This is a genomic window from Staphylococcus sp. McC-251-APC-3A2, assembly GCF_009695665.1.
GTDB classification, from domain to species: Bacteria; Bacillota; Bacilli; order Staphylococcales; family Staphylococcaceae; genus Staphylococcus; species Staphylococcus cohnii.
In genome coordinates, this window is record NZ_VUNO01000001.1 from 205,879 (window position 1) to 228,743 (window position 22,865).

18 protein-coding genes and 1 other RNA gene are annotated in these 22,865 nt (G+C 33.0%); 17 read left to right on the forward strand and 2 right to left on the reverse strand.

The features are described from left to right. The first annotated feature begins 29 nt into the window (after window positions 1–29). The 10 genes from secDF (at window position 30) to FYJ81_RS01145 (ending at window position 14,307) form a co-directional block, all read left to right on the forward strand. Window positions 30–2,306, forward strand: coding sequence for a protein translocase subunit SecDF (gene secDF / locus FYJ81_RS01100; RefSeq protein WP_192942882.1), 2,277 nt, complete (start codon window positions 30–32; stop codon window positions 2,304–2,306). Window positions 2,307–3,130: 824 nt separating this feature from the next. After that, window positions 3,131–5,407: a single-stranded-DNA-specific exonuclease RecJ gene (recJ, locus tag FYJ81_RS01105; protein ID WP_107384786.1), complete on the forward strand. Its 2,277-nt coding sequence runs from the start codon at window positions 3,131–3,133 to the stop codon at window positions 5,405–5,407. Window positions 5,408–5,422: 15 nt separating this feature from the next. After that, window positions 5,423–5,941, forward strand: coding sequence for an adenine phosphoribosyltransferase (locus FYJ81_RS01110; protein ID WP_107384787.1), 519 nt, complete (start codon window positions 5,423–5,425; stop codon window positions 5,939–5,941). Window positions 5,942–6,249: 308 nt separating this feature from the next. Next, window positions 6,250–8,439 (forward strand): RelA/SpoT family protein, encoded by a 2,190-nt coding sequence (locus FYJ81_RS01115; protein WP_181187618.1) that lies wholly within the window; start codon window positions 6,250–6,252, stop codon window positions 8,437–8,439. Between the two features lie 13 nt (window positions 8,440–8,452). Beyond that, the gene (dtd, locus tag FYJ81_RS01120) at window positions 8,453–8,905 is read left to right on the forward strand and encodes a D-aminoacyl-tRNA deacylase (protein ID WP_107385039.1); all 453 of its coding nucleotides are present in this window, start codon (window positions 8,453–8,455) and stop codon (window positions 8,903–8,905) included. Then, window positions 8,902–9,777 carry an N-acetylmuramoyl-L-alanine amidase gene (locus tag FYJ81_RS01125; protein WP_107385038.1) on the forward strand — a complete coding sequence of 292 codons (876 nt, stop codon included), beginning with the start codon at window positions 8,902–8,904 and terminating at the stop codon, window positions 9,775–9,777. Before dtd ends, FYJ81_RS01125 begins: the two co-directional genes overlap by 4 nt. A gap of 341 nt (window positions 9,778–10,118) precedes the next feature. Continuing rightward, a complete protein-coding gene (gene hisS, locus FYJ81_RS01130) occupies window positions 10,119–11,381 on the forward strand; it encodes a histidine--tRNA ligase (RefSeq protein ID WP_107385037.1) in 1,263 nt (420 codons plus the stop codon). Window positions 11,382–11,393: 12 nt separating this feature from the next. Further along, window positions 11,394–13,160 (forward strand): aspartate--tRNA ligase, encoded by a 1,767-nt coding sequence (gene aspS / locus FYJ81_RS01135; protein WP_107385036.1) that lies wholly within the window; start codon window positions 11,394–11,396, stop codon window positions 13,158–13,160. Window positions 13,161–13,221: 61 nt separating this feature from the next. Beyond that, a non-coding RNA gene (gene ssrS, locus FYJ81_RS01140) (6S RNA) lies at window positions 13,222–13,412 on the forward strand. Window positions 13,413–13,539: 127 nt separating this feature from the next. Then, the gene (locus FYJ81_RS01145) at window positions 13,540–14,307 is read left to right on the forward strand and encodes a tRNA threonylcarbamoyladenosine dehydratase (protein WP_154409227.1); all 768 of its coding nucleotides are present in this window, start codon (window positions 13,540–13,542) and stop codon (window positions 14,305–14,307) included. 75 nt (window positions 14,308–14,382) lie between these two features. Here FYJ81_RS01145 and FYJ81_RS01150 read toward each other — a convergent pair whose 3' ends face one another. Then, entirely contained in the window at window positions 14,383–15,663 is a 1,281-nt protein-coding gene (locus tag FYJ81_RS01150; protein WP_181187615.1) for a replication-associated recombination protein A, read from the reverse strand. Window positions 15,664–15,749: 86 nt separating this feature from the next. Here FYJ81_RS01150 and cymR point away from each other — a divergent pair, with 86 nt between their 5' ends. From cymR to FYJ81_RS12980, 3 genes are all read left to right on the forward strand, one after another. Beyond that, window positions 15,750–16,169 (forward strand): cysteine metabolism transcriptional regulator CymR, encoded by a 420-nt coding sequence (gene cymR, locus FYJ81_RS01155; RefSeq protein ID WP_019469423.1) that lies wholly within the window; start codon window positions 15,750–15,752, stop codon window positions 16,167–16,169. A 130-nt stretch (window positions 16,170–16,299) separates the two neighbouring features. Then, entirely contained in the window at window positions 16,300–16,482 is a 183-nt protein-coding gene (locus FYJ81_RS01160; RefSeq protein WP_040030019.1) for a CsbD family protein, read from the forward strand. Between the two features lie 35 nt (window positions 16,483–16,517). Then, a complete protein-coding gene (locus FYJ81_RS12980) occupies window positions 16,518–16,679 on the forward strand; it encodes a hypothetical protein (protein WP_019469421.1) in 162 nt (53 codons plus the stop codon). Between the two features lie 81 nt (window positions 16,680–16,760). Here FYJ81_RS12980 and FYJ81_RS01165 read toward each other — a convergent pair whose 3' ends face one another. Next, window positions 16,761–17,762, reverse strand: a complete 1,002-nt coding sequence (locus FYJ81_RS01165; protein WP_107384963.1) for an LLM class flavin-dependent oxidoreductase — start codon at window positions 17,760–17,762, stop codon at window positions 16,761–16,763. A 288-nt stretch (window positions 17,763–18,050) separates the two neighbouring features. Here FYJ81_RS01165 and sal point away from each other — a divergent pair, with 288 nt between their 5' ends. From sal to FYJ81_RS01185, 4 genes are all read left to right on the forward strand, one after another. Then, window positions 18,051–19,682 (forward strand): Sal family ABC-F type ribosomal protection protein, encoded by a 1,632-nt coding sequence (gene sal, locus FYJ81_RS01170; protein ID WP_107384962.1) that lies wholly within the window; start codon window positions 18,051–18,053, stop codon window positions 19,680–19,682. A 60-nt stretch (window positions 19,683–19,742) separates the two neighbouring features. Continuing rightward, complete coding sequence (locus tag FYJ81_RS01175) at window positions 19,743–20,885, forward strand: cysteine desulfurase family protein (RefSeq protein WP_107384961.1); 1,143 nt, start codon at window positions 19,743–19,745, stop codon at window positions 20,883–20,885. Beyond that, window positions 20,886–21,998 carry a tRNA 2-thiouridine(34) synthase MnmA gene (mnmA, locus tag FYJ81_RS01180; protein WP_107384960.1) on the forward strand — a complete coding sequence of 371 codons (1,113 nt, stop codon included), beginning with the start codon at window positions 20,886–20,888 and terminating at the stop codon, window positions 21,996–21,998. Window positions 21,999–22,195: 197 nt separating this feature from the next. After that, entirely contained in the window at window positions 22,196–22,861 is a 666-nt protein-coding gene (locus tag FYJ81_RS01185) for a tetratricopeptide repeat protein (RefSeq protein WP_040030022.1), read from the forward strand. Window positions 22,862–22,865 lie beyond the last annotated feature (4 nt).

Here is a 22,865-nt window from a genome sequence, read left to right on the forward strand (position 1 = left end):
ATAACATAAGCTTACAATGAGGTGTTCAAGTGAAGAAAAGTAGTAGAATTGTTGCATTTATATTGCTTGTAGTTCTATTGTTAGGCGGGATAGGACTTACATATAAAAATGTAGTAAAAAATGTCAGCCTCGGATTAGACTTACAAGGTGGCTTTGAAGTCTTATACCAAGTTGACCCTTTACAAAAAGGTGATAAGATTGATGATAAAGCTGTAAAAGCCACAGCAAAAACACTTGAAAACCGTGTAAACGTTTTAGGGGTTTCTGAACCTAAGATTCAAGTGGAAGATAAAAATAGAATCCGTGTACAATTAGCGGGTATCAAAAATCAATCTCAAGCTAGAGAAATTTTATCTTCACAAGCTAATTTAACGATTCGTGATGCTGATGACAATATCAAATTAACGGGTAAAGATATTCAACAAGGTTCAGCGAAACAAGAATTTAAACAGAATACGAATCAACCCGCAGTTACTTTTAAATTAAAAGATAGTGATAAATTTAAAAAAGTAACTGAAGAAATTTCTAAAAAAGATGAAAATGTCATGGTTGTATGGTTAGATCACGAAAAAGGTGATACTTACCATAAAGAAATGAACAAAAAAGATCCAAAATATGTGTCTGCTGCTTCAGTTGACAAACCTATCAATTCAGATAGTGTAGAAATTTCTGGTGGATTTAAAGGTGAAAAAGGTATTGAAGAAGCAAAACAAATTGCAGACTTATTAAATTCTGGTTCATTACCTGTAGACCTTAATGAAATTTACTCTAATTCTGTAGGTGCGCAATTTGGACAAGATGCTTTAGATAAAACAATATTTGCTGCAGCAATTGGTATAGCGGTAATTTATTTATTTATGTTAGGTTTCTATCGTTTACCAGGGCTAGTAGCTGTTATTGCACTTACTGTTTATATTTATTTGACATTAGTTGCATTTAATTTCATTTCTGGTGTATTAACATTGCCAGGCCTTGCAGCTTTAGTACTGGGTGTCGGTATGGCAGTCGATGCGAATATTATCATGTATGAACGGATTAAAGATGAACTGAAAATTGGACGAACGCTCAAACAAGCCTATAAAAAAGCGAATAAAAGTTCATTCTTAACCATAGTCGATGCGCAGCTTACAACAGTGATTGCTGCTGCTGTATTGTTCTTCTTTGGTGAAAGTTCTGTAAAAGGTTTCGCTACAATGTTGCTACTTGGCATTTTAATGATTTTTGTAACAGCAGTATTTTTATCAAGATGGTTACTTTCACTACTTGTTTCTTCAAATTTCTTCAAAAAATCATCTTGGTTATTTGGTGTCAACAAGCATCATATTGCAGATATAAATGAAGGTAAAGAAGTTCATGATTTAAAAACACCGTATGAGCGTTGGGATTTCATGAAGCTAGCCAAACCATTATTGTCACTAAGCGTACTAATTTTAATCGTTGGTGCGGTTATAATGTTTATTTTCAAACTTAACTTAGGTATTGATTTTACAAGTGGTACAAGAGTTGATTTTGAATCGAAAGATAAAATATCTGAAGCGAAAGTGACAAAAACACTTGAGGATCAAGATTTTAAACCTACCCAAGTTTCTTTAGGTGAAAATGGCAAAAATGCAACAGTACAATTCAAAAATGACTTATCTAAAGATGAAGTGTCAAAAATTAAGAACACGATTGATAAATCATTCGGTAATGATCCAACTGTTAATACGGTTTCACCAGTTATAGGTCAAGAATTAGCTAAAAATGCAATGATGGCGCTATTGTATGCAGCTATCGGTATCATTATTTATATCACATTCAGATTCGAATGGCGTATGGGACTGTCCTCAGTGTTAGCACTGTTACATGATGCCTTTATGATTGTGGCTGTATTCAGTCTGTTTAGATTGGAAGTTGACATTACATTTATTGCAGCTGTGCTAACTATTATTGGTTACTCAATTAATGATACGATTGTAACGTTTGACAGGGTACGTGAGAACTTGCATAAAGTTAAAGTGATTACGAAACCTGAACAAATCGATGATATTGTTAATAGATCAATTCGTCAGACAATGACGCGTTCTATCAATACAGTGCTGACAGTGATTATTGTCGTAGTTGCACTATTAGCATTCGGTGCACCAAGTATTTTCAATTTCTCATTAGCGTTGTTAATTGGTTTAATATCTGGTGTGTTCTCATCAGTATTTATAGCTGTTCCTTTATGGGGAATTATGAAAAAACGTCAGCTTAAAAAATCAGACGACAATAAACTTATTGTATATAAAGAGAAAAAATCAAATGATGAAAAAATATTAGTATAATTAATATCAAAACATGTACTAATATAAAATAGGGTGGAGCAAAAGCGCACACTCTAAATGAAAGGCTAATCCATGGGATCATGGATTAGCCTTTTTTATTGTTAATATTTGCGATTTTGACCGTGCATGCTTGCCTGGGGATATGGCTCGAGCCTGTAGTCTCTCACTCATATCATTTCCCTGGGCGTCCGCACGTTTCCAAATCGCTATAAGTGATATGTCATCATAGAAACATCTCTGTATTATTTAAAGAAGTAACTATTTTATAACAATAAAAACATAATTTATTATATACAATTAATAGAAAGTTGAATTTTTAAATTCACCAAATAATCCAAATGAACATGAGTATAAATGATGGATTAGTCATTTTTTTAAATCTTGCGATTTTGATCGTGCATGCTTGCCTGGGGGATATGGCTCGAGCCTGTAGTCTCTCACTCATATCATTTCCCTGGGCGTCCGCACGTTACAAAATCGTTTGAAATATTTCACAAGATACAAAATAAAAGGTTCATTTAAAACAACTCATTAACCCTAATAAATTGATGAAGTTCTTATTTTATAACCTTAATAACATGAATTAGCTTGAAATAATAAGTGATAAAGAATTGGTCTTTTTTATATGGATAACTTGCGATTTTGATCGTGCGTACTTGCCTGGTATATGGTTCGAGTCTGTAGATGCTCACTCATATCATTTCCCTGGGCGTCCGCACGTTACAAAATCGTTTGAAGTTTTAAGTATGGTTGAAATAAAGGTTACCACTTTTTATTTTTCAAATTCTTTTGTATAATTGCTTGTGGAAATGAGGGAGAATAGTATGATTAAATCAAAATATAATTGGGACGTTAAATTACCTGAAGTTGAAATAGCAGAAAATATTGCAACAGATTTAAAGCTAACTCCTATTGTAAAAAAAGTTTTGGAAAGTAAAGGTATAACTGATGAAACTGATATTCGAAATCTTTTAGAAGGGGTTCAAATTACACATGACCCTTGGAAGATGAGTGATATGGATAAGGCTATTGAGCGTATCAATGTAGCGATAGATCAAAACCAAAAGATTTTAGTATATGGAGACTATGATGCGGATGGTGTCACTTCAACGACTATACTGGTTTCTACATTGAAAGAACTTGGTGCTCATGTAGGCTGGTATATACCGAACCGCTTTTCTGAAGGTTACGGGCCAAATGAATTGGCTTTTAAAAATGCTTATGATGAAGGGATATCATTAATTATAACAGTGGATAATGGTATTCAAGGGCATGATGAAATACAAATGGTTCAAGACCTAGGTGTTGATGTTATTGTCACAGACCACCATGAAATTGGTGAAACAATGCCTAATGCATATGCGATTGTCCATCCAATGCATCCTGAGTTTGAATATCCGTTTAAATATCTGTGTGGTGCAGGTGTTGCTTATAAGTTAGCTCAATGTTTATTGGATGAACCACCAGTTCATTTTCTAGGTTTGGTTGCTATTGGAACAATTGCTGATTTAGTATCCTTAACGGATGAGAATAGAACGCTGGTTCAAAATGGTTTAGCGTCATTAAATAAATATTGTCCGCCATCAATAAAAGCTATTTTAAACCAAGCTGGTTATAATGACGAAATAAATGAAGAAACTGTCGGATTTATTATAGGACCAAGGTTAAATGCTGTAGGGCGTTTAGAGGATGCTGCACTTGCTGCAGAGTTATTAATGACTGAAACAGAAGATGAAGCTATGTTTTTAGCTGAACAAGTTGAATTTTTTAATCAAGAGCGAAAAGATATCGTGTCTCAAATTACTGAAGAAGCGCTTGTAATGGCAGAAGAACAAGTACAGCAAGGTTCAAAATTCTTACTGTTAGCTCAAACAGATTGGCATGAAGGCGTACTTGGTATTGTAGCGTCAAGAATTGTTGAAACTTACAGTCTTCCAACATTAATTTTAAATATTGATAAAGCCCAAAACCACGCAAAAGGTTCAGCTCGAAGCATTGATCAAGTATCGATGTTTGAAATTTTAAGCGATTATTCACAGTTAATAACGAAATTTGGTGGACACCATATGGCAGCTGGGGTCACAATGCCTATAGAAAATGTTCAACAATTACAGAGTAGTTTAAATGCATGGATGGCACAATTAGCAGAAACAACTTCACTTGAACCACGTAAAAAAGTTGATGTAACTATTTCAGAAAGTGATATTACTATACAAAATATTAAAGATATTCAAAGATTGCGACCATTTGGTACAGATTTCACTAGTCCATGCTTCGAATTACAAGACGTCCTTGTTCAACAGGTAAAAGGTATTGGTCAAGAAAAAAAACACTTAAAACTCGTTATTGGCGAAAGTCAATTACAAGCAATCTTTTGGCAAAGCGGTCACTTAGTAAAAGAATTGGGTGTGCAACAACCTATCAATGTAATTGGAACATTACAAATTAATGAATGGAATGGATTTCAATCTCCTCAATTTATGATTGAAGATTTAGCAAGTCATAATTTACAGATTTTAGATTATAGAAGCAAAAACAAAGTAAATGAATTAAATGCAGATGCTGAGAATGTTGCTTACTTGATTCATCAAAGAAGTGAAAAGTTAGGTGAAAATTATCACTATTATGGTGATGAAATTATTAATAAGTATGATAAATACGTCTTTAGAGATTTGCCGACATCCATTAATGATTTAAAAACAACATTAAAAACAGTTGATATATCCCAAATTTATCTCGTGTTAAATCATGATAGATCGATATACTTTGAAGGTATGCCAAAAATAGAAACATTTAAACAATGTTTTAAAGCACTTGCAGCTAAAAAAGAAACAAATTTAGCTAAAGAAGGTGTACAACTAAGTAAATTTTTAAACATTCAACCACATATACTTAAATTTATCTTGAAAGTTTTCTTGGATTTAGAGTTTATTCAAGTTGAAAATGGTATAATTAAATTAAATAATGTTTCAACAAAACGTGATATTGCTTCAAGTAAATATTATCAAAGTCGTATCGACAGAATTGAAGTTGAAAAGTTATTGCTTTATGAGGATTTTAATCGTTTGAAGCAATGGATAAAGGATGAATTGGTAGAATAATAGGAGGAAGTTTGTATGGATTTAAAACAATATGTATCTGAAGTATCAGACTGGCCACAACCGGGTGTTAACTTCAAAGATATTACAACGATAATGGACAATGGCGAAGCTTATGGTTATGCCACGGATCAAATAGTTAAATATGCAAAACTACGAGACGTTGATGTAGTTGTAGGACCGGAAGCTAGAGGATTCATCATTGGTTGTCCTGTTGCATATTCAATGGGTATTGGCTTTGCACCAGTGAGAAAAGAAGGCAAACTTCCTAGAGAAGTCATTCGTTATGAGTATAATTTGGAGTATGGTACAAACGTATTAACCATGCACAAAGATGCAATTAAACCAGGGCAACGTGTGTTAATTACAGATGATTTATTAGCTACTGGCGGTACGATTGAAGCGGCTATTAAGTTAGTTGAACAATTAGGTGGTATTGTTGTAGGTATTGCATTTATTATAGAATTAAAATATTTAAAAGGTATTGAAAAAATTAAAGATTATGACGTAATGAGTTTAATTTCATACGATGAATAATCACATTTATAATAAAAGAAATTTTATAGCCAAATGAAAACATTTAAAATGATTTCATTTGGCTTTTTATATTTATAAATAGTTTTAATGATTCGTTAACTTAAATTATCTTTTATTTGTATTAAAAAATTAAAATTCAGCTACATTTTGCCAATTGTCTTATGTACGCATTTATTTATTTAATAACATGTAGTATTATATAACTATTATACATAATTTGACCTAATAGCGTAAAAATACGTTACAATCGATATAAAATAATACTGGGTATCTAATCGTGATTAATATTTAGTATAGGGGTGTCTTAAGTGAACAATGAATATCCATACAGTGTGGACGAAGTATTATCCAAAGCAAAATCATATTTGTCAAAAGAAGATTATGAATATGTATTGAAGAGTTACCATCTAGCTTATGAGGCACACGAAGGTCAATTTCGTAAAAATGGCTTGCCATATATTATGCATCCCATACAAGTCGCTGGGATTTTAACTGAAATGCATTTAGATGGCCCCACCATTGTTGCAGGTTTTTTACATGACGTGATTGAGGACACACCTTATACGTTTGATGATGTAAAAGGCATGTTTAATGAAGAAATTGCCATAATCGTAGAAGGTGTGACTAAGCTTAAAAAAGTAAAATATCGTTCTAAAGAAGAACAACAAGCAGAAAACCACCGCAAGTTATTTATTGCTATCGCAAAAGATGTGCGTGTTATTCTAGTTAAATTAGCGGATCGATTACATAATATGAGAACACTGAAAGCAATGCCAAGAGAAAAACAAATAAGAATATCAAAAGAAACTTTAGAAATCTATGCACCATTGGCACATAGATTAGGGATTAATACGATTAAATGGGAATTAGAAGATACAGCACTTAGATATATTGATAGTGTGCAATATTTCAGAATTGTTAATCTTATGAAGAAAAAGCGAAGTGAGCGAGAAGAATATATACAAAATGCTATTAACCGCATTGATTCAGAAATGGAAAAAATGAATATAATTGGTGATATTAATGGTAGGCCTAAACATATATATAGCATTTATAGAAAAATGGTTAAACAAAAGAAACAATTCGACCAAATATTTGATTTATTAGCTATAAGAATTATCGTTAATTCAATAAATGATTGCTATGCAGTACTAGGTCTTGTGCATACACTATGGAAACCCATGCCAGGTAGATTTAAAGATTATATTGCTATGCCAAAGCAAAACATGTATCAATCTTTACATACAACGGTCGTTGGACCGAATGGTGATCCTTTAGAGATTCAGATAAGAACTTATGAAATGCATGAAATTGCAGAACACGGGGTTGCAGCGCATTGGGCATATAAAGAAGGCAAAAAGGTTACTGAAAAAACACAAAATTTCAATAAAAAATTAAATTGGATTAAAGAACTCGCTGAAACGGATAGCACTACCACCGATGCAGAAGAATTTATGGAAACATTAAAATTTGATTTACAAAGTGATAAAGTCTATGCTTTTACGCCAGAAAGTGATGTAATAGAATTACCTTATGGTGCTGTACCAATCGATTTTGCATATGCTGTACATAGCGAAGTAGGAAATAAGATGATTGGTGCTAAGGTTAATGGAAAAATTGAGCCGATAGATTACGTGCTCAAAACTGGTGATATCGTTGAAATCAGAACAAGTAAGCACTCTTATGGTCCAAGTCGTGATTGGTTAAAAATTGTTAAATCTTCTAGTGCTAAAAGTAAGATACGTAGTTTCTTTAAAAAACAAGATCGGTCTTCCAATATTGAAAAAGGTAAGTTTATGGTCGAGGCAGAAATAAAAGACCAAGGGTACCGTGTAGATGCAGTTTTAACGGATGATAATATTGAAGTCGTAAAAGATAAATATAATTTTTCGAATGAAGAAGATTTATTTGCCGCAGTAGGGTTTGGTGGTGTAACAGCTTTACAAATTGTTAATAAGTTAACAGAAAAGCAACGCATTCAAGACAAACAAAAAGCATTGAATTCAGTGCAAGAAGTACAAAAATCTGTGCCAATTAAGGATGACATCACAACAGATAGTGGCGTATACGTTGAGGGAATTGAAAATGTACTCATTAAATTATCAAAATGTTGTAATCCAATCCCTGGTGATGATATTGTTGGATATATCACTAAAGGGCATGGTATTAAGGTGCATCGCACGGATTGTCCTAATATCAAAAATGAAAAAGACAGATTAATTAGTGTTGAATGGGTACGCTCTAAAGATGCGACACAACGTTATCAAGTTGACTTAGAAGTTACCGCTTATGACCGAAATGGATTATTAAATGAAGTTTTACAAGCCGTTAATTCCACTAAAAGTAACTTAGTTAAAGTTTCTGGTCGTTCAGATATTGATAAAAATGCAATCATTAATATTGGTGTTATGGTGAAAAATGTAAATGAAGTCTATCAAGTTGTTGATAAGATTAAACAACTCGGAGATGTTTACACAGTAACAAGAGTTTGGAATTAGAGGTGAAATACACATGAGGATTATTGTTCAAAGAGTGAAAGAAGCATCCGTTTCTAATGGTTCAATAGATAATAAAATAAATAAAGGCTTTTGTTTGCTTGTTGGCGTAGGTAAATCATCTACAGAAGCGGACATTGATACATTAGTAAGAAAAATTGTGAATGCCCGATTGTTTGAAGATGAGAATGGCAAACTTAATTTGAATTTACAGCAAGTACGAGGAGAGATTCTTTCTATCTCACAATTCACACTATATGCAGATGTAAGAAAAGGTAATAGACCTGGTTTTACCAATTCAATGCCGCCTGAAAAAGCAAATGAACTTTATGAAAAATTTAATGAGGCATTACGCACTTATAACATAAATGTATTAACAGGAGAATTTGGCACAGATATGCTTGTTAATATTGCTAACGATGGCCCAGTGACAATTATTTATGAAAGTCAGGATGGCAAAATCGTATGAAAACAATCAATACTTGGCTAGATAAACATAATTTAAAAAATTTCCCTACGCTTATTGTTACGTTAGCATTTGTCATATTTATTTTTATGCTCATCGCTTTTCTAAATCACAATGATGAAGATGCGAGTACGATATATATAACGGAAGATACTGATTTGAGAACAGGTCCTAATGCTGTATATCCTACTATTAAACCGGCTAATCAAGGTCAAAGTTATAATAAAATTGGTAAATCCGGCAAATGGATTGAAGTTGAATCAAGTAATCATAAAGATAAAGGTTGGGTGGCTGGTTGGCATACAAATCTAGATATTCAAGCAGATGCTAATGCTAACGATAAACCACTTAAAGATAAAACAATTGTACTTGATCCTGGTCACGGGGGAAGTGACCAGGGAGCTTCAAGTAATACAAAGAAGAAGAGCACTGAAAAAGTTTATACACTGAAAACAGCGAAAGAATTGAAAAGTCTTCTTGAAAAAGAAGGCGCGACTGTAAATATGACGAGAAGTTCAGATAGTTATGTTAGTTTGGACGATCGTAATATTAAAGGTGATGCTTTTATCAGCATACATAATGATTCGCTAAAATCTTCTAAAGCTAATGGAACTACAGTTTATTGGCTTCAAGATAATCAAAAAGCACTTGCAGAAACATTAAATCTTTACATACAAAAAAAAGCGTTACTGACAAATAAAGGCGCTCGACAAGAAAACTTCCAAGTATTGAGACAGACGAATGTCCCCGCTGTTTTATTAGAGTTAGGTTATATTAGTAATCCAACTGATGAAGATATGATAACGAATCAATTACATCGCCACATTGTTGAACAAGCAGTTGTCGATGGTTTACGTGCATATTTTTCAGAATAAAAAGGTTGCATATTAATCAATAACTCGTTATTATTAGATATGAATTCTATATTAAAACCGTTATTATTCTTGACTATGCTAAATGAAACGTCAACATTTTAAATGTGTAGAGACATAATTCGAGGCTGGAAAATTATGCTTAGTAGTTTAGTTATTAAAACGCAAGAAGAGGTGCTTTATGAAATTAAAGCCGTGTGACGAACGTTATCCGTATGAAGTGGGTTGATATAGCTTGTTGATAAACTATATCTAACCAATTAGGGTGGCAACACGGATATTCGTCCCTTGTATAACTGTACAGTTATGCAAGGGACTTTTTATTGTATAAAAGGAGAGGTTTTATGATAAATATTCCTAGAGGAACACAAGACATTTTACCAAGCGAAACAAAAAAATGGCGATATATAGAAACAAAATTAGATGAATTGATGGAATTATATAATTATGAAGAAATTCGTACGCCTATTTTTGAAAGCACTGAATTATTTGCACGTGGCGTTGGTGATTCTACGGATGTCGTTCAAAAAGAAATGTATACATTCAAAGATAAAGGCGACCGCAGTATCACTTTGAGACCTGAGGGTACTGCTGCAGTAGTACGTTCATATATAGAAAATAAAATGCAGGGATTACCTAACCAACCGATTAAATTGTACTACAATGGTCCAATGTTCCGTTATGAACGAAAACAGAAAGGACGTTATCGTCAGTTTACACAATTTGGTGTAGAAGCCATAGGTGCAGAAAATCCTAGTATTGATGCTGAAATTTTAGCAATGGTCATGCATATTTATCAGTCATTTGGTCTTAAACATTTAAAATTAGTTATTAATAGCATTGGCGATATTGATTCGCGCAAAGAATACAATGAAGCCCTGGTTAAACATTTTGAACCAGTAATTGGCGATTTTTGTAAGGATTGCCAAGCACGTTTGCATACTAATCCAATGAGAATTTTGGATTGTAAAGTTGATAAAGATAAAGAAGCAGTGAAAACAGCACCGCGCATTACAGAATATTTAAATGATGATTCAAAAGCATATTTTGAGGAAGTAAAACAGCATTTAAACGATTTAGACATCAAATATGAAGAAGATCCTAACTTAGTAAGAGGCTTAGATTATTATACACACACAGCATTTGAACTGATGATTGATAATCCAAATTATGAAGGTGCGATTACGACTTTATGTGGTGGTGGCCGTTATAATGGTCTACTTGAATTGCTAGATGGTCCAAGTCAAACAGGTATTGGTTTTGCACTTAGCATTGAAAGATTGTTAATGGCATTAGAAGAAGAAGGCATTGATTTAGATGTTGACCATGATTTTGATTTATTTATCGTTACTATGGGTGAAGAAGCAGACCGTTATGCAGTAAAATTATTGAATGATTTACGTAAAAATGGTGTTAAAGCGGACAAAGATTATATGGAACGTAAAGTTAAAGGACAAATGAAACAAGCTGATAGACTGAATGCCAAACATACTGTTGTTATTGGTGATCAAGAATTAGAAGAAAAAAATATTAATGTAAAAAATATGGAAACCGGAACATCAGAACGTATTGATTTAAATGAACTTGTTAACTATTTTAGAAATTAAGGAGAAGATATCATGAGTAAACGTACAACATATTGTGGTTTAGTGACTGAATCATTATTAGAACAAGAAGTTATATTAAAAGGTTGGGTGCATAATCGTAGAGATTTAGGTGGACTTATCTTTGTAGATTTACGTGACCGTGAAGGTTATGTGCAAATTGTATTTAACCCAGATTTTTCAGAAGAAGCCTTGCGTATAGCTGAAACAATTAGATCTGAGTACGTTGTAGAAGTAAAAGGTATCGTAAAAAAACGTGACCCTCAAACAGTAAATCCAAAAATTGCTACAGGCCAAGTTGAAGTACAAGTTTCAGAGATTGAAATTATTAATAAAGCCGAAACACCACCATTTGCATTAAATGAAGATAATCAAAATGTGGATGAAAACATAAGACTAAAATATAGATATTTAGATTTAAGACGTCAAGAATTAGCACAAACTTTTAAGATGAGACATCAAACTACACGTTCAATTAGACAATATTTAGATGGTGAAGGTTTCTATGATATAGAAACACCAGTGCTAACTAAATCAACACCTGAAGGTGCGCGTGATTATTTAGTACCATCCCGTGTTCATGAAGGTGAATTTTATGCATTGCCTCAATCACCACAAATATTTAAACAATTGTTAATGATTAGCGGCTTTGATAAATATTATCAGATTGTTAAATGTTTCCGTGACGAAGATTTACGTGCAGACCGTCAACCAGAATTTACGCAAGTTGATATTGAAATGAGCTTTGTTGATCAAGAAGACGTCATGGATATGGGCGAAGAAATGTTACAAAAAGTTGTGAAAGATGTAAAAGAAGTGGAAGTGTCGCGTCCATTCCCAAGAATGACTTATAATGAAGCAATGGCACGTTTTGGTTCTGATAAACCAGACACACGTTTTGGTATGGAATTAATTAACGTTTCAGAACTTGGTGAAATCATGGACTTTAAAGTCTTCAAAGATGCAGTAAATAACGATGGACAAGTGAAGGCAATTGTAGCTGAAGGTGCATCTGATAATTACACTAGAAAAGATATTGATGCTTTAACTGAATTTGTTAATATATACGGTGCGAAAGGTTTGGCGTGGGTAAAAGTAGTTGAAGAAGGTTTAAATGGCCCTATAGCTAAATTCTTTGAAGCAGACCATGTTGAAAAATTAAAATCGTTGACTGGTGCAACAGCTGGAGACTTAGTATTATTTGTAGCTGACAAACCTAATGTTGTTGCTCAAAGTTTAGGTGCGCTAAGATTAAAATTGGCTAAAGAATTAGATTTAATTGATGAAAGTAAATTAAACTTCTTATGGGTAACAGACTGGCCATTGCTTGAATATGATGAAGAGTTAAAACGTTATACTGCTGCGCATCATCCATTCACAGCACCAAAACAAGAAGATATTAATAAATTAGATACTGAACCTGAAAATGCTCAAGCTAATGCATACGATATTGTGTTAAATGGTTATGAACTCGGTGGTGGTTCAATCAGAATTCATAATGAAGGTTTACAATCAAAAATGTTTGAAGTATTAGGATTTACTGAAGAGCAAGCTAGGGAACAGTTTGGTTTCTTATTAGATGCATTTAAATATGGCGCACCACCACATGGTGGAATTGCTTTAGGTCTAGACCGCTTAGTGATGTTGTTAACTGGTCGTACAAATTTACGCGACACAATTGCATTCCCTAAAACTGCATCTGCAACTTGTTTATTAACAAATGCGCCTAGCGAAGTATCAGAAAATCAATTAGAAGAACTTTCATTAAGAATTAGACATTAATTTTTACCAAGTCTTTATTCTTGCTAAATTCCAATAATGTGTTATTATACTTGCATAAGGTAGTCATCTGTCGTGTTCGTAAGTTTGCTTCATATTTGGGCCTAACACTCTTTGATCCGGGAGCCCAATAGGTTTTCTTGCAGCGCACACGCCTCTTAAGGAGGACTTGCAAAACAAGAAACAGGGCACCCACCTGTTAATAGCAGGCCGAATGATCAAGCAATTTATAACTACGGCACGCACGGACTCTATCGGTACGCAAGACTTCGGTCTTGCGTATTTTTTATATCGTTATAAATTAACAGAAAATGTTGTTTTACAAATAATCAGCAAGCAAAAATGTTATGATAATAGTATTCGCTAAATAAGGAGTTAAAAAATGAAACATCAATTTTCGAGAAATGAATTGGCATACGGCCAAGAAGGTTTAGATTTATTAAAACAAAAAACCGTTGTTGTTTTAGGAGTAGGAGGCGTTGGCTCATTTGCAGCTGAAGCATTAGCTCGTACTAATATAGGCCATATTATATTAATAGACAAAGACGATGTTGATATAACGAACGTTAACCGTCAGCTACATGCATTAACATCTACAATTGGTCAAAGTAAAGTAACATTAATGGAAGAGCGTATTAAATTAATCAATCCAGAGTGTAAAGTCACATCACTTCATATGTTTTATACAGAAGAAACATATGAAGCCTTGTTTAATAACTATGATATAGATTATTTTTTAGATGCGAGTGATACACTTATTTACAAAGTTCATCTTATGAAAGAATGTCTTGAAAGAGGTATTTCTGTTATTTCAAGTATGGGTGCCGCAAATAAAACAGATCCAACACGTTTCCAAATTGCAGATATTTCTAAAACTTATATGGATCCAATGGCTAAATTGATACGTCGTAAATTGAAAAAGTTAGGTATATACAAAGGGATTCCTGTAGTATTCTCAGATGAAAGTCCAATCGTCATAAGAGAAGATGTCAAAGAAACAGTTGGCGATGCAAATGCCACAACCAGAAAAGGGCAAATGCCACCATCCTCAAATGCATTTGTACCTAGTGTTGTAGGACTCATATGTGCAAGCTATGTAGTGAATGATATATTAAAAGATATACCCGTAACAAGAATCAAAGATAAATAAAGGAATTAAACAACCGCGTTTAACACAAGCAGTCTTTTGTAATGTGTTAACGCGGTTGTTTCATATGGTTGTAAATTAACTTTTATTTTGTTGCGCCTTATTGATGTTGTCAAAAATAGATTTAAGCTGTTGCTCAGTTTTTGATGTTGTTTTAGGCGTATAGTAAATTTTGTTTTTTAATTTATCTGGCAAATATTGTTGTGGTATAAAACCATTGTCATAATTATGAGGATATTTATAGCCTATTGCTCTACCCAATTCTTTGGCACCTGAGTAATGCCCATCTTTTAAATGATCGGGAATTTGTCCTACATGACCTTTTCGAATATCTGACAGTGCTGCATCGATAGCAGTGATTCCAGAATTAGATTTAGGTGACAGACATAATTCAATTACCGCTTGACTCAAAGGTATTCTTGCTTCTGGAAAGCCGAGTCTTTCAGCTGATTCAATCGCTGCTAAAGTACGTTGTCCAGCACCTGGTGAAGCTAAACCTATATCTTCATAACTAATAACTAATAATCTTCTGACAATAGTAGGTAAGTCTCCAGCTTCTATCAAACGTGCTAAATAATGCAATGCTGCATTAACATCACTTCCTCGAATTGATTTCTGAAATGCACTCATCACATCATAGTGCATATCGCCATCCTTATCACTGACAAAAGCACCTTTTTGTAAGCAATCTTTAGCATCTTCCAATGTAATATGTCTTTGATTATCAACCACCTCAGAACTGAGTACGGCTAATTCTAAAGCGTTCAGCGCACTTCTAACATCTCCTTGGCTTTGCGTTGTGAAATAATTCATCGCTTCTTCATCAATGACTGGATTGTATGAAGCTAGACCACGTGTTTCATCGGTTAGCGCTCTTTCTAAAGAAACTTTTATGTCGTTTTCATCTAATGGGTATAACTCAAAGATTTGTGCTCTTGATCGAATTGCAGGATTAATCGCATGATATGGGTTTGAAGTTGTAGCACCAATTAATACAATTTTTCCATTTTCAAGATGAGGCAATAAAAAATCTTGCTTCGCTTTATCTAAACGATGAATCTCATCTAATAATAGAATGACTTGTCCAGACATTTTTGCTTCTTCGACAATGAGTTGCATATCTTTTTTAGTATTAGTTACAGCATTTAGTTGGCGGAATTTAAACTGAGTACTGCCTGAAATAGCTTTAGCGATACTCGTTTTGCCAATTCCAGGAGGACCATAAAAAATCATGGACGATAATCGTTTGGTATTGACCATTCTGCGTATAATACCTTTGTCACCAACTAAATGATCCTGTGAAATGATTTCATCAATATTATTTGGTCGCATTCTTGAAGCGAGTGGTTCGTTCGTCACAATCTTTCACACCTTTCTAATATTATCTTAACGTAAAAAATGATAGAATGTTAATATATAGTATTCGAATTAAGTGAGGTTATATAATGAAAATATCAACAAAAGGTAGATATGGCTTAACACTAATGATATCCTTAGCCAAAAAGCAAGGGCAAGGATGTGTTTCGTTAAAATCTATAGCTGAAGAAAATAATTTAAGTGATCTTTATCTAGAACAACTAGTAGGTCCATTAAGAAATGCTGGTTTAATTCGAAGTGTTCGTGGTGCAAAAGGTGGTTATCAATTGAGAGTCTCAGCAGAAGAAATTACGGCTGGTGACATTATTCGTTTGTTAGAAGGACCAATTACATTCGTAGAAAGTATTGATTCTGAACCTCCTGCACAGAAACAACTTTGGATCAGAATGAGAGACGCAGTAAGAGAAGTATTAGATAATACAACATTGAAATACTTAGCAGATTATAATGAAACTAATAATTTAGATGGATATATGTTCTATATTTAAGATGTGAATAACGTTGTAAATTAAAACATTTCTTTGACTTTAACTGAAAATATTAAAGAAATTTGTTTTAAATGTTTATGACTTAATTATTGTGGTATTTAATTAATACATTGCTAAGGAGGTATTATTTATGGCAGATGAAAATAAATTCGAACAAGCAAAAGGAAACGTTAAAGAAACAGTTGGTAACGTAGCCGACAATAAAGAGTTAGAAAAAGAAGGCAAAGAAGATAAAAATTCTGGTAAAGCCAAAGAAGTAGTAGAAAATGCAAAAGATAAAGCAAATGAAGTTATCGATAAATTTAAAAAATAATAATCGTTAACTAATACTAAAAAGGTGGTTTTATTATGGCTGATTTCTTAAATAAAGCAAAAGAAACTGCAAAAAACGTTTCTGACAAATTAAAAGATACTGATAACGAAAAAGCAAAACAAGCATCTGAACAAATCGATAATTTCACTGGTGGCAGTGACGATAAAAAAGATGATAAAAAAGACGATAAAAAATAAAGTTGTCTTAAAAGTTTAAGCTTTTTCGCTTAAATATTAAAAAGCCCAGTTTCTAATATAGGAACTAGGCTTTTTTAATATTTAATTTAGTGTTGTAATCATATTTTTAAGTTTACGATATGATTCAAGTTGTGCTTCTTGATCATAAATGTAACTAATAGCCATCAATTCATCTATTTCACCGTATTCATCTATAAATGATTGTAATTTTTGTTTGACGGTTTCTTCAGAGCCAATAAGGGAACTTTGCATACGTTGTTTTGCTATTTCATACTCAGTAGGCGTGAGTAGTCCTTTTAAATCGTCAGTAGGTGGTTGTACAGGTTGCATTCTTCCTCGAGTAATACTTACCATAACCTGAGCCTGAGTTGTTGCCAGATATTCTGCTTGAGCATCTGTATCGGCAACGATTGCATTTAAACAAACAATCACATATGGTTTGCTCAACACGTCTGAGGGTTCAAATAGTTCTTTATAAATTTCAATAGCTTCTTTCATTTGTTGTGGTGCAAAATGCCCTGCAAAGACATAAGGTAATCCTTTGCGTGCAGCTAAGTGTGCTGAATCAGTTGAAGAACCCAATATATAAAGAGGAACGTTTTTACCAACTGCTGGATATGCACGGACATAAGTTTGTTGATTACCCGGTCCGAAATAAGTCGCAAGCTGTTCTACTTCTTCAGGAAATTCATAAACGCCATTGTGTTGATCTCTACGTAAGGCACTCGCTGTCATCATATCAGTACCTGGTGCACGGCCTAAACCTAAATCAACGCGATTTGGAAATACAGTTTCCATTGTCCCAAATTGTTCTGCAACAACAAGTGGAGCATGATTAGGTAACATGATACCACCAGAACCTACTCTTATTTTAGAAGTATGTTCTAATGTATGTTGTATTAATAACGCAGTGGCTGAACTGACAAGGTTAGGTGCGTTATGATGTTCTGCAATCCAATATCTCTCATAATCCAGTTCTTCTAAATTTTGTGCTAATTTAACCATATCGCTAATTGCATCTTGATCGGTTTGACCTTCTCTAATAGGAACGAGATTAAGCGCAGATAATTTTAAATCGTTCATTACACGATATCCTCCTTAAATATATTAATATATTGCAGTATAACAGTCTAAATAAAACTTGCGTAAGAAATTGCTCACTGTTATACTGTATGAAATTAAAAAAGTTAGGTGGTCTTATTAAGACAATGGATAAATCTCATAAGAACAATCAAAACAATTTATTTAATCAAAAAAGTAATATATGGGATACGATTATGTCTTAATAAAAAATGATCAGTAAAATACCTAACATAAATAATGTTCGGATTGTTAAGGCGTATCGTATCTCTTGAGAAAGAGGGAATTGGTATGTCTTTTTATTATGTTCAAAAACCATTTGAAAAATTTGGTAAAAATTTAATTAACTCTGTAGAAATTCAAATTGATAAGGGCGAACATGTTGCAATGATTGGTAACAATGGCGTAGGGAAAACAACATTGTTAGAAGCAATAAAGATGAAATATCAAGATGAAGCTTATTTAATGCATCAAAATATGTCTGTTTATGAACACTTAACAGGATTAGACTATATAATGGCTATAAATCCTGAGTTGCTGCAGATAAAACAGAAGCTTAAGAGTAATTATAAGTATATTGCTGATTATAGTGCTTTAAATGGCTATGAATTTGAACAGAATATTATCACTCAAGCAAATCAATTGAATTTAACTGAAAGAGATTTAGAAAAACAAATTCAATATTTAAGTGGCGGCCAACAAACGAGACTAGCATTATTAAAAGCATTTATGTCAAACAAACCATTGATTTTACTTGATGAACCTACAAATCATTTAGATTTAGAAATGTTAGAACAACTGATTAAAAAAATACAAAAATCAAAATATACAATTATCTTTGTATTACACCAACGTGATTTTATCGATCAAACAGCGACTCATGTCATTGAAGTAACGTCTGAAAAAACAAATAAATATAATGGTAATTATTCCAAATACCGTGAAATTAAAGATTTAACGTTACAAACACAACAAAATATGTACGAAAAGCAACAAAAAGAAATAGCAGAACTTAATCGCACGATACAACGAATACAAACATGGCATCATTCAGCACAACAAAAAGCAAGTGTCCGTAGCCCTCTTGAGCAGAAGAAACTCAGTAAGTTAGCTCATAGAGCAAAGACGAAAGAAAAGCAAATGACTCAAAAATTAAATGAGAAGACGATAAATCAGCCAGATAATGAACAAAAACATTATCATTTTAATCATCAAGATCGTTTACGTAAACGGTTTTTAATTCATTTTGAAGACATCAATGTTGCTATAAATGAACATCATATATTTGAACATGCTTCCTTTGAAATGAAACAAAAAGAAAATATTTTAATTACTGGGCCAAATGGGAGTGGTAAATCACTTTTAATTGCAATGATTAGACAAAAGATACTTCCAAATCAAGGAAATATAAAAATCACTCCTTCACTAAAAATTGGATATTTTGATCAGACAAACAAAAACTTAAATGAAGCAGAATCTCCACTTTCGATGCTATTAACTACAAATAAAATATTACGAAGTGAGGCACAAACTATTTTAGCTTCATTTGGTTTTAATGAAGAAAAAATTAATGCGCCAATTGGTCAATTATCTATGGGCGAGAAAAGTAGATTTCAATTTGTACTACTATATTTCTCTGGTGCCAATTTATTAATTTTAGATGAGCCAACTAATTATTTTGATATTTCAACACAGGATTTAATTTTAAATATGATAAAAAGTTTTAACGGTCAAGTATTAGTTGTGACACATGATGAGTATTTTCAATCTAGATTTAAAGCGACACACTGGGAAATCAAAGATAAAAAATTATACAACTTAACGTTAAATAATACGACAAAATCAAATGTAGACGAAACATTAGCATTATTAGATGAATATGAAATGATAGATGAAAATGGACATTTTGAAACAGACAACTAGAAAAATTAAATAGATGGTGCTATCATTGGAACATTGATAAATTTGTAAGGAGTGTCAAACATGGAAGTATATGCAGATTACGCTGCTACAACGCCAGTTAAACAGCAAGTAATAGATAAAATGATGGAAGTCTATACAACGCATTACGGTAATCCGTCCTCTATACATAGTATAGGTAGAGATGCACGTAAATATTTAGATGAGTCACGTCGTTTCGTAGCAAAGCAACTCAATGCTAAGCCGAGTGAAGTAATCTTTACAAGTGGAGCAACCGAATCTAATAACACAGCGATTAAAGGTATTGCGTATGCAAATCAGGATAAAGGCAAGCATATTATTACAACTAAAATAGAACATCATTCAGTACTCCATGTTTTTGAACAATTAGAAAAAGAAGGTTTTGATGTAACATACCTTGATGTAGATGTGGAAGGCTTGATATCGTTAGAACAATTAAAAAGTGCGTTAACTGATGAGACGATACTCGTTTCAATCATGTTTGTTAATAATGAAATTGGTACAGTACAACCAATGTATGATATTGATGAAATTGTAAGTCATTCAAATGCCATATTTCATGTAGATGCGGTACAAGCAATCGGTCACTTAGACATAGATTTTCATGAATTTGATATCGATGCAATGAGTATTACAGCACATAAATTTGGCGGGCCAAAGGGTATCGGAGTTTTACTAATAAAAACAGGTACAACCATCAAGTTTCCACAATTAGGTGGAGAACAAGAAGTGAAAAGAAGAGCAGGTACAGAAAATGTTCCCCAAATTGTGGGATTGTCTGAAGCTTTAAAACTAGCAAATCAGTATAGAGATGAAAACAATGTCCATTTGATGAATTTGAAAAATCAATTTCTTGTTTCATTACAAGAACGATCAGTTCCTTTTGAATTAAACGGCTCAATGACAGATACTACAGGTCACATCGTTAATTTGTATTTTCCATTTATTGATGTAGAAACCATGTTAACATTGCTAGATTTAGCCAATATATATGTAGCTTCTGGTTCAGCATGTACTGCAGGTTCCACATCGCCTTCGCATGTTTTATTGGCAATGTATGGTGATGATACAAGAGCAAATCATTCTGTACGATTTAGCTTTAATGAACAAACGACCGAACAAGAAATAAAATATTTAGTTACTGAAATTCACAAAATTTATCATAAATTCAAGGAGGAAGTTTAGTTGTCAAATAAAGATACACGTGTTGTTGTTGGCATGTCAGGTGGCGTAGATAGTTCAGTTACAGCACACTTATTAAAAGAACAAGGTTATGATGTCATTGGTATTTTTATGAAAAACTGGGATGACACGGATGAAAACGGTGTGTGTACAGCTACGGAAGATTATAACGATGTCATAGCTGTATGTAATCAAATTGGTATACCATATTATGCAGTTAATTTTGAAAAAGAATATTGGGATAAAGTGTTTACTTATTTCTTAGATGAATATAAAAAAGGACGCACACCAAACCCCGATGTGATGTGTAATAAGGAAATTAAATTCAAAGCATTTTTAGAACATGCACTTAAGTTAGGTGCAGATTATGTAGCTACAGGTCATTATGCACGTATACGTCGCCATGAAGATGGACATGTTGAAATGTTGCGCGGTGTTGACAATAATAAAGATCAAACTTATTTCTTAAATCAATTATCACAATCTCAATTATCAAAAGTAATGTTCCCGATAGGTGATATTGATAAAAAAGAAGTTCGTAGAATTGCTGAAGCACAAGATTTAGCTACGGCTAAGAAAAAAGATTCTACTGGTATTTGTTTTATTGGTGAACGTAATTTCAAAACATTTTTATCTCAATATTTGCCAGCACAGTCTGGTGAAATGCAAACATTAGATGGTAAAAAAATAGGCACACACACAGGATTAATGTACTATACTATAGGACAACGTCACGGTCTAGGTATTGGTGGAGATGGTGATCCTTGGTTTGTTGTTGGCAAAAATTTAAATGAAAATGTCTTATATGTAGAACAAGGTTTTCATCATGAAGCCCTTTATAGTGATTATTTGATTGCTTCAGATATTTCATTTGTTAACCCTGTCGATTTAGAAAATGGCTTTGAATGTACAGCAAAATTTAGATATCGTCAAAAAGATACAAAAGTTTTTGTTCAAAGAGAAAATGATAATGCGATTCGCGTAACATTTGATGAACCTGTTCGCGCAATTACTCCAGGTCAATCAGTTGTTTTATATGATGGTGATGTATGTCTAGGTGGCGCTACTATAGATGATGTATACAAAACATCAGGTCAATTAAGTTATGTTGTTTAAACAAATAAATTAATTGGCTTAGTAAATAGTAAAATAACAATGATTTATTGTTAATTAAATATAAAGTTTTATAGATGAACATGTTTTGAGGAGTAAGCGTACAATATCAAATTTAAATTTTTGATTTGTCACTTACTCCTTTTTACTGTTTTTTCATTCTTAAATGTTATAATAAGATGTTGAGAGAGAGGGATAGCATGAATCAAGAACAAATTTATACGCTGATAAAACAAGGTAATTTTGAGCAAGCTTTAGCAGCACTATTTGAAAATATAGAAGCAAACCCGAATGAAGTCGAAAACTATATCAATGCAGGTATATTAATAGCTGAAGCGGGTGAAATAGATAAAGCGGAAAAATTTTTCCAAAAAGCACTAACCATTGATCCGGAAAATGGTGCTGTTTATTACAATTTAGCTAATGTCTATTACAATGAGGGACGTTATAAAGAAGCGGTTAAATTATATCAACAAGCTTTGCAATATAAAGTAGACGAAATAGATACAAATTACATGATTGGTATGTCTTTTAACCAGTTAGAAGCTTTTACAGAAGCACTTCCCTTTTTAATGACTGCCGCTGAAAAAGATAATCGCAACGATGTAGAAGTACAATTTCAGTATGGGTTAGTATTGTGTCACTTAGAAATGTATGAACAAGCCGTTTCACAATTAAAGTATGTACTCACATTAGATGAAGCCCATACGGATGCTTTATATAACTTAGGTTTAGCAACCTATATGTTAACTGAAGATACTGAAAGTGCCATCGAATATTTTGAACGTGCAGTTTCTATCAACCCAGAACATTTGATGAGTCAACATGCCATCAAAACGTTTAAATCAATCGCAGAGGAGGAGTAATTAA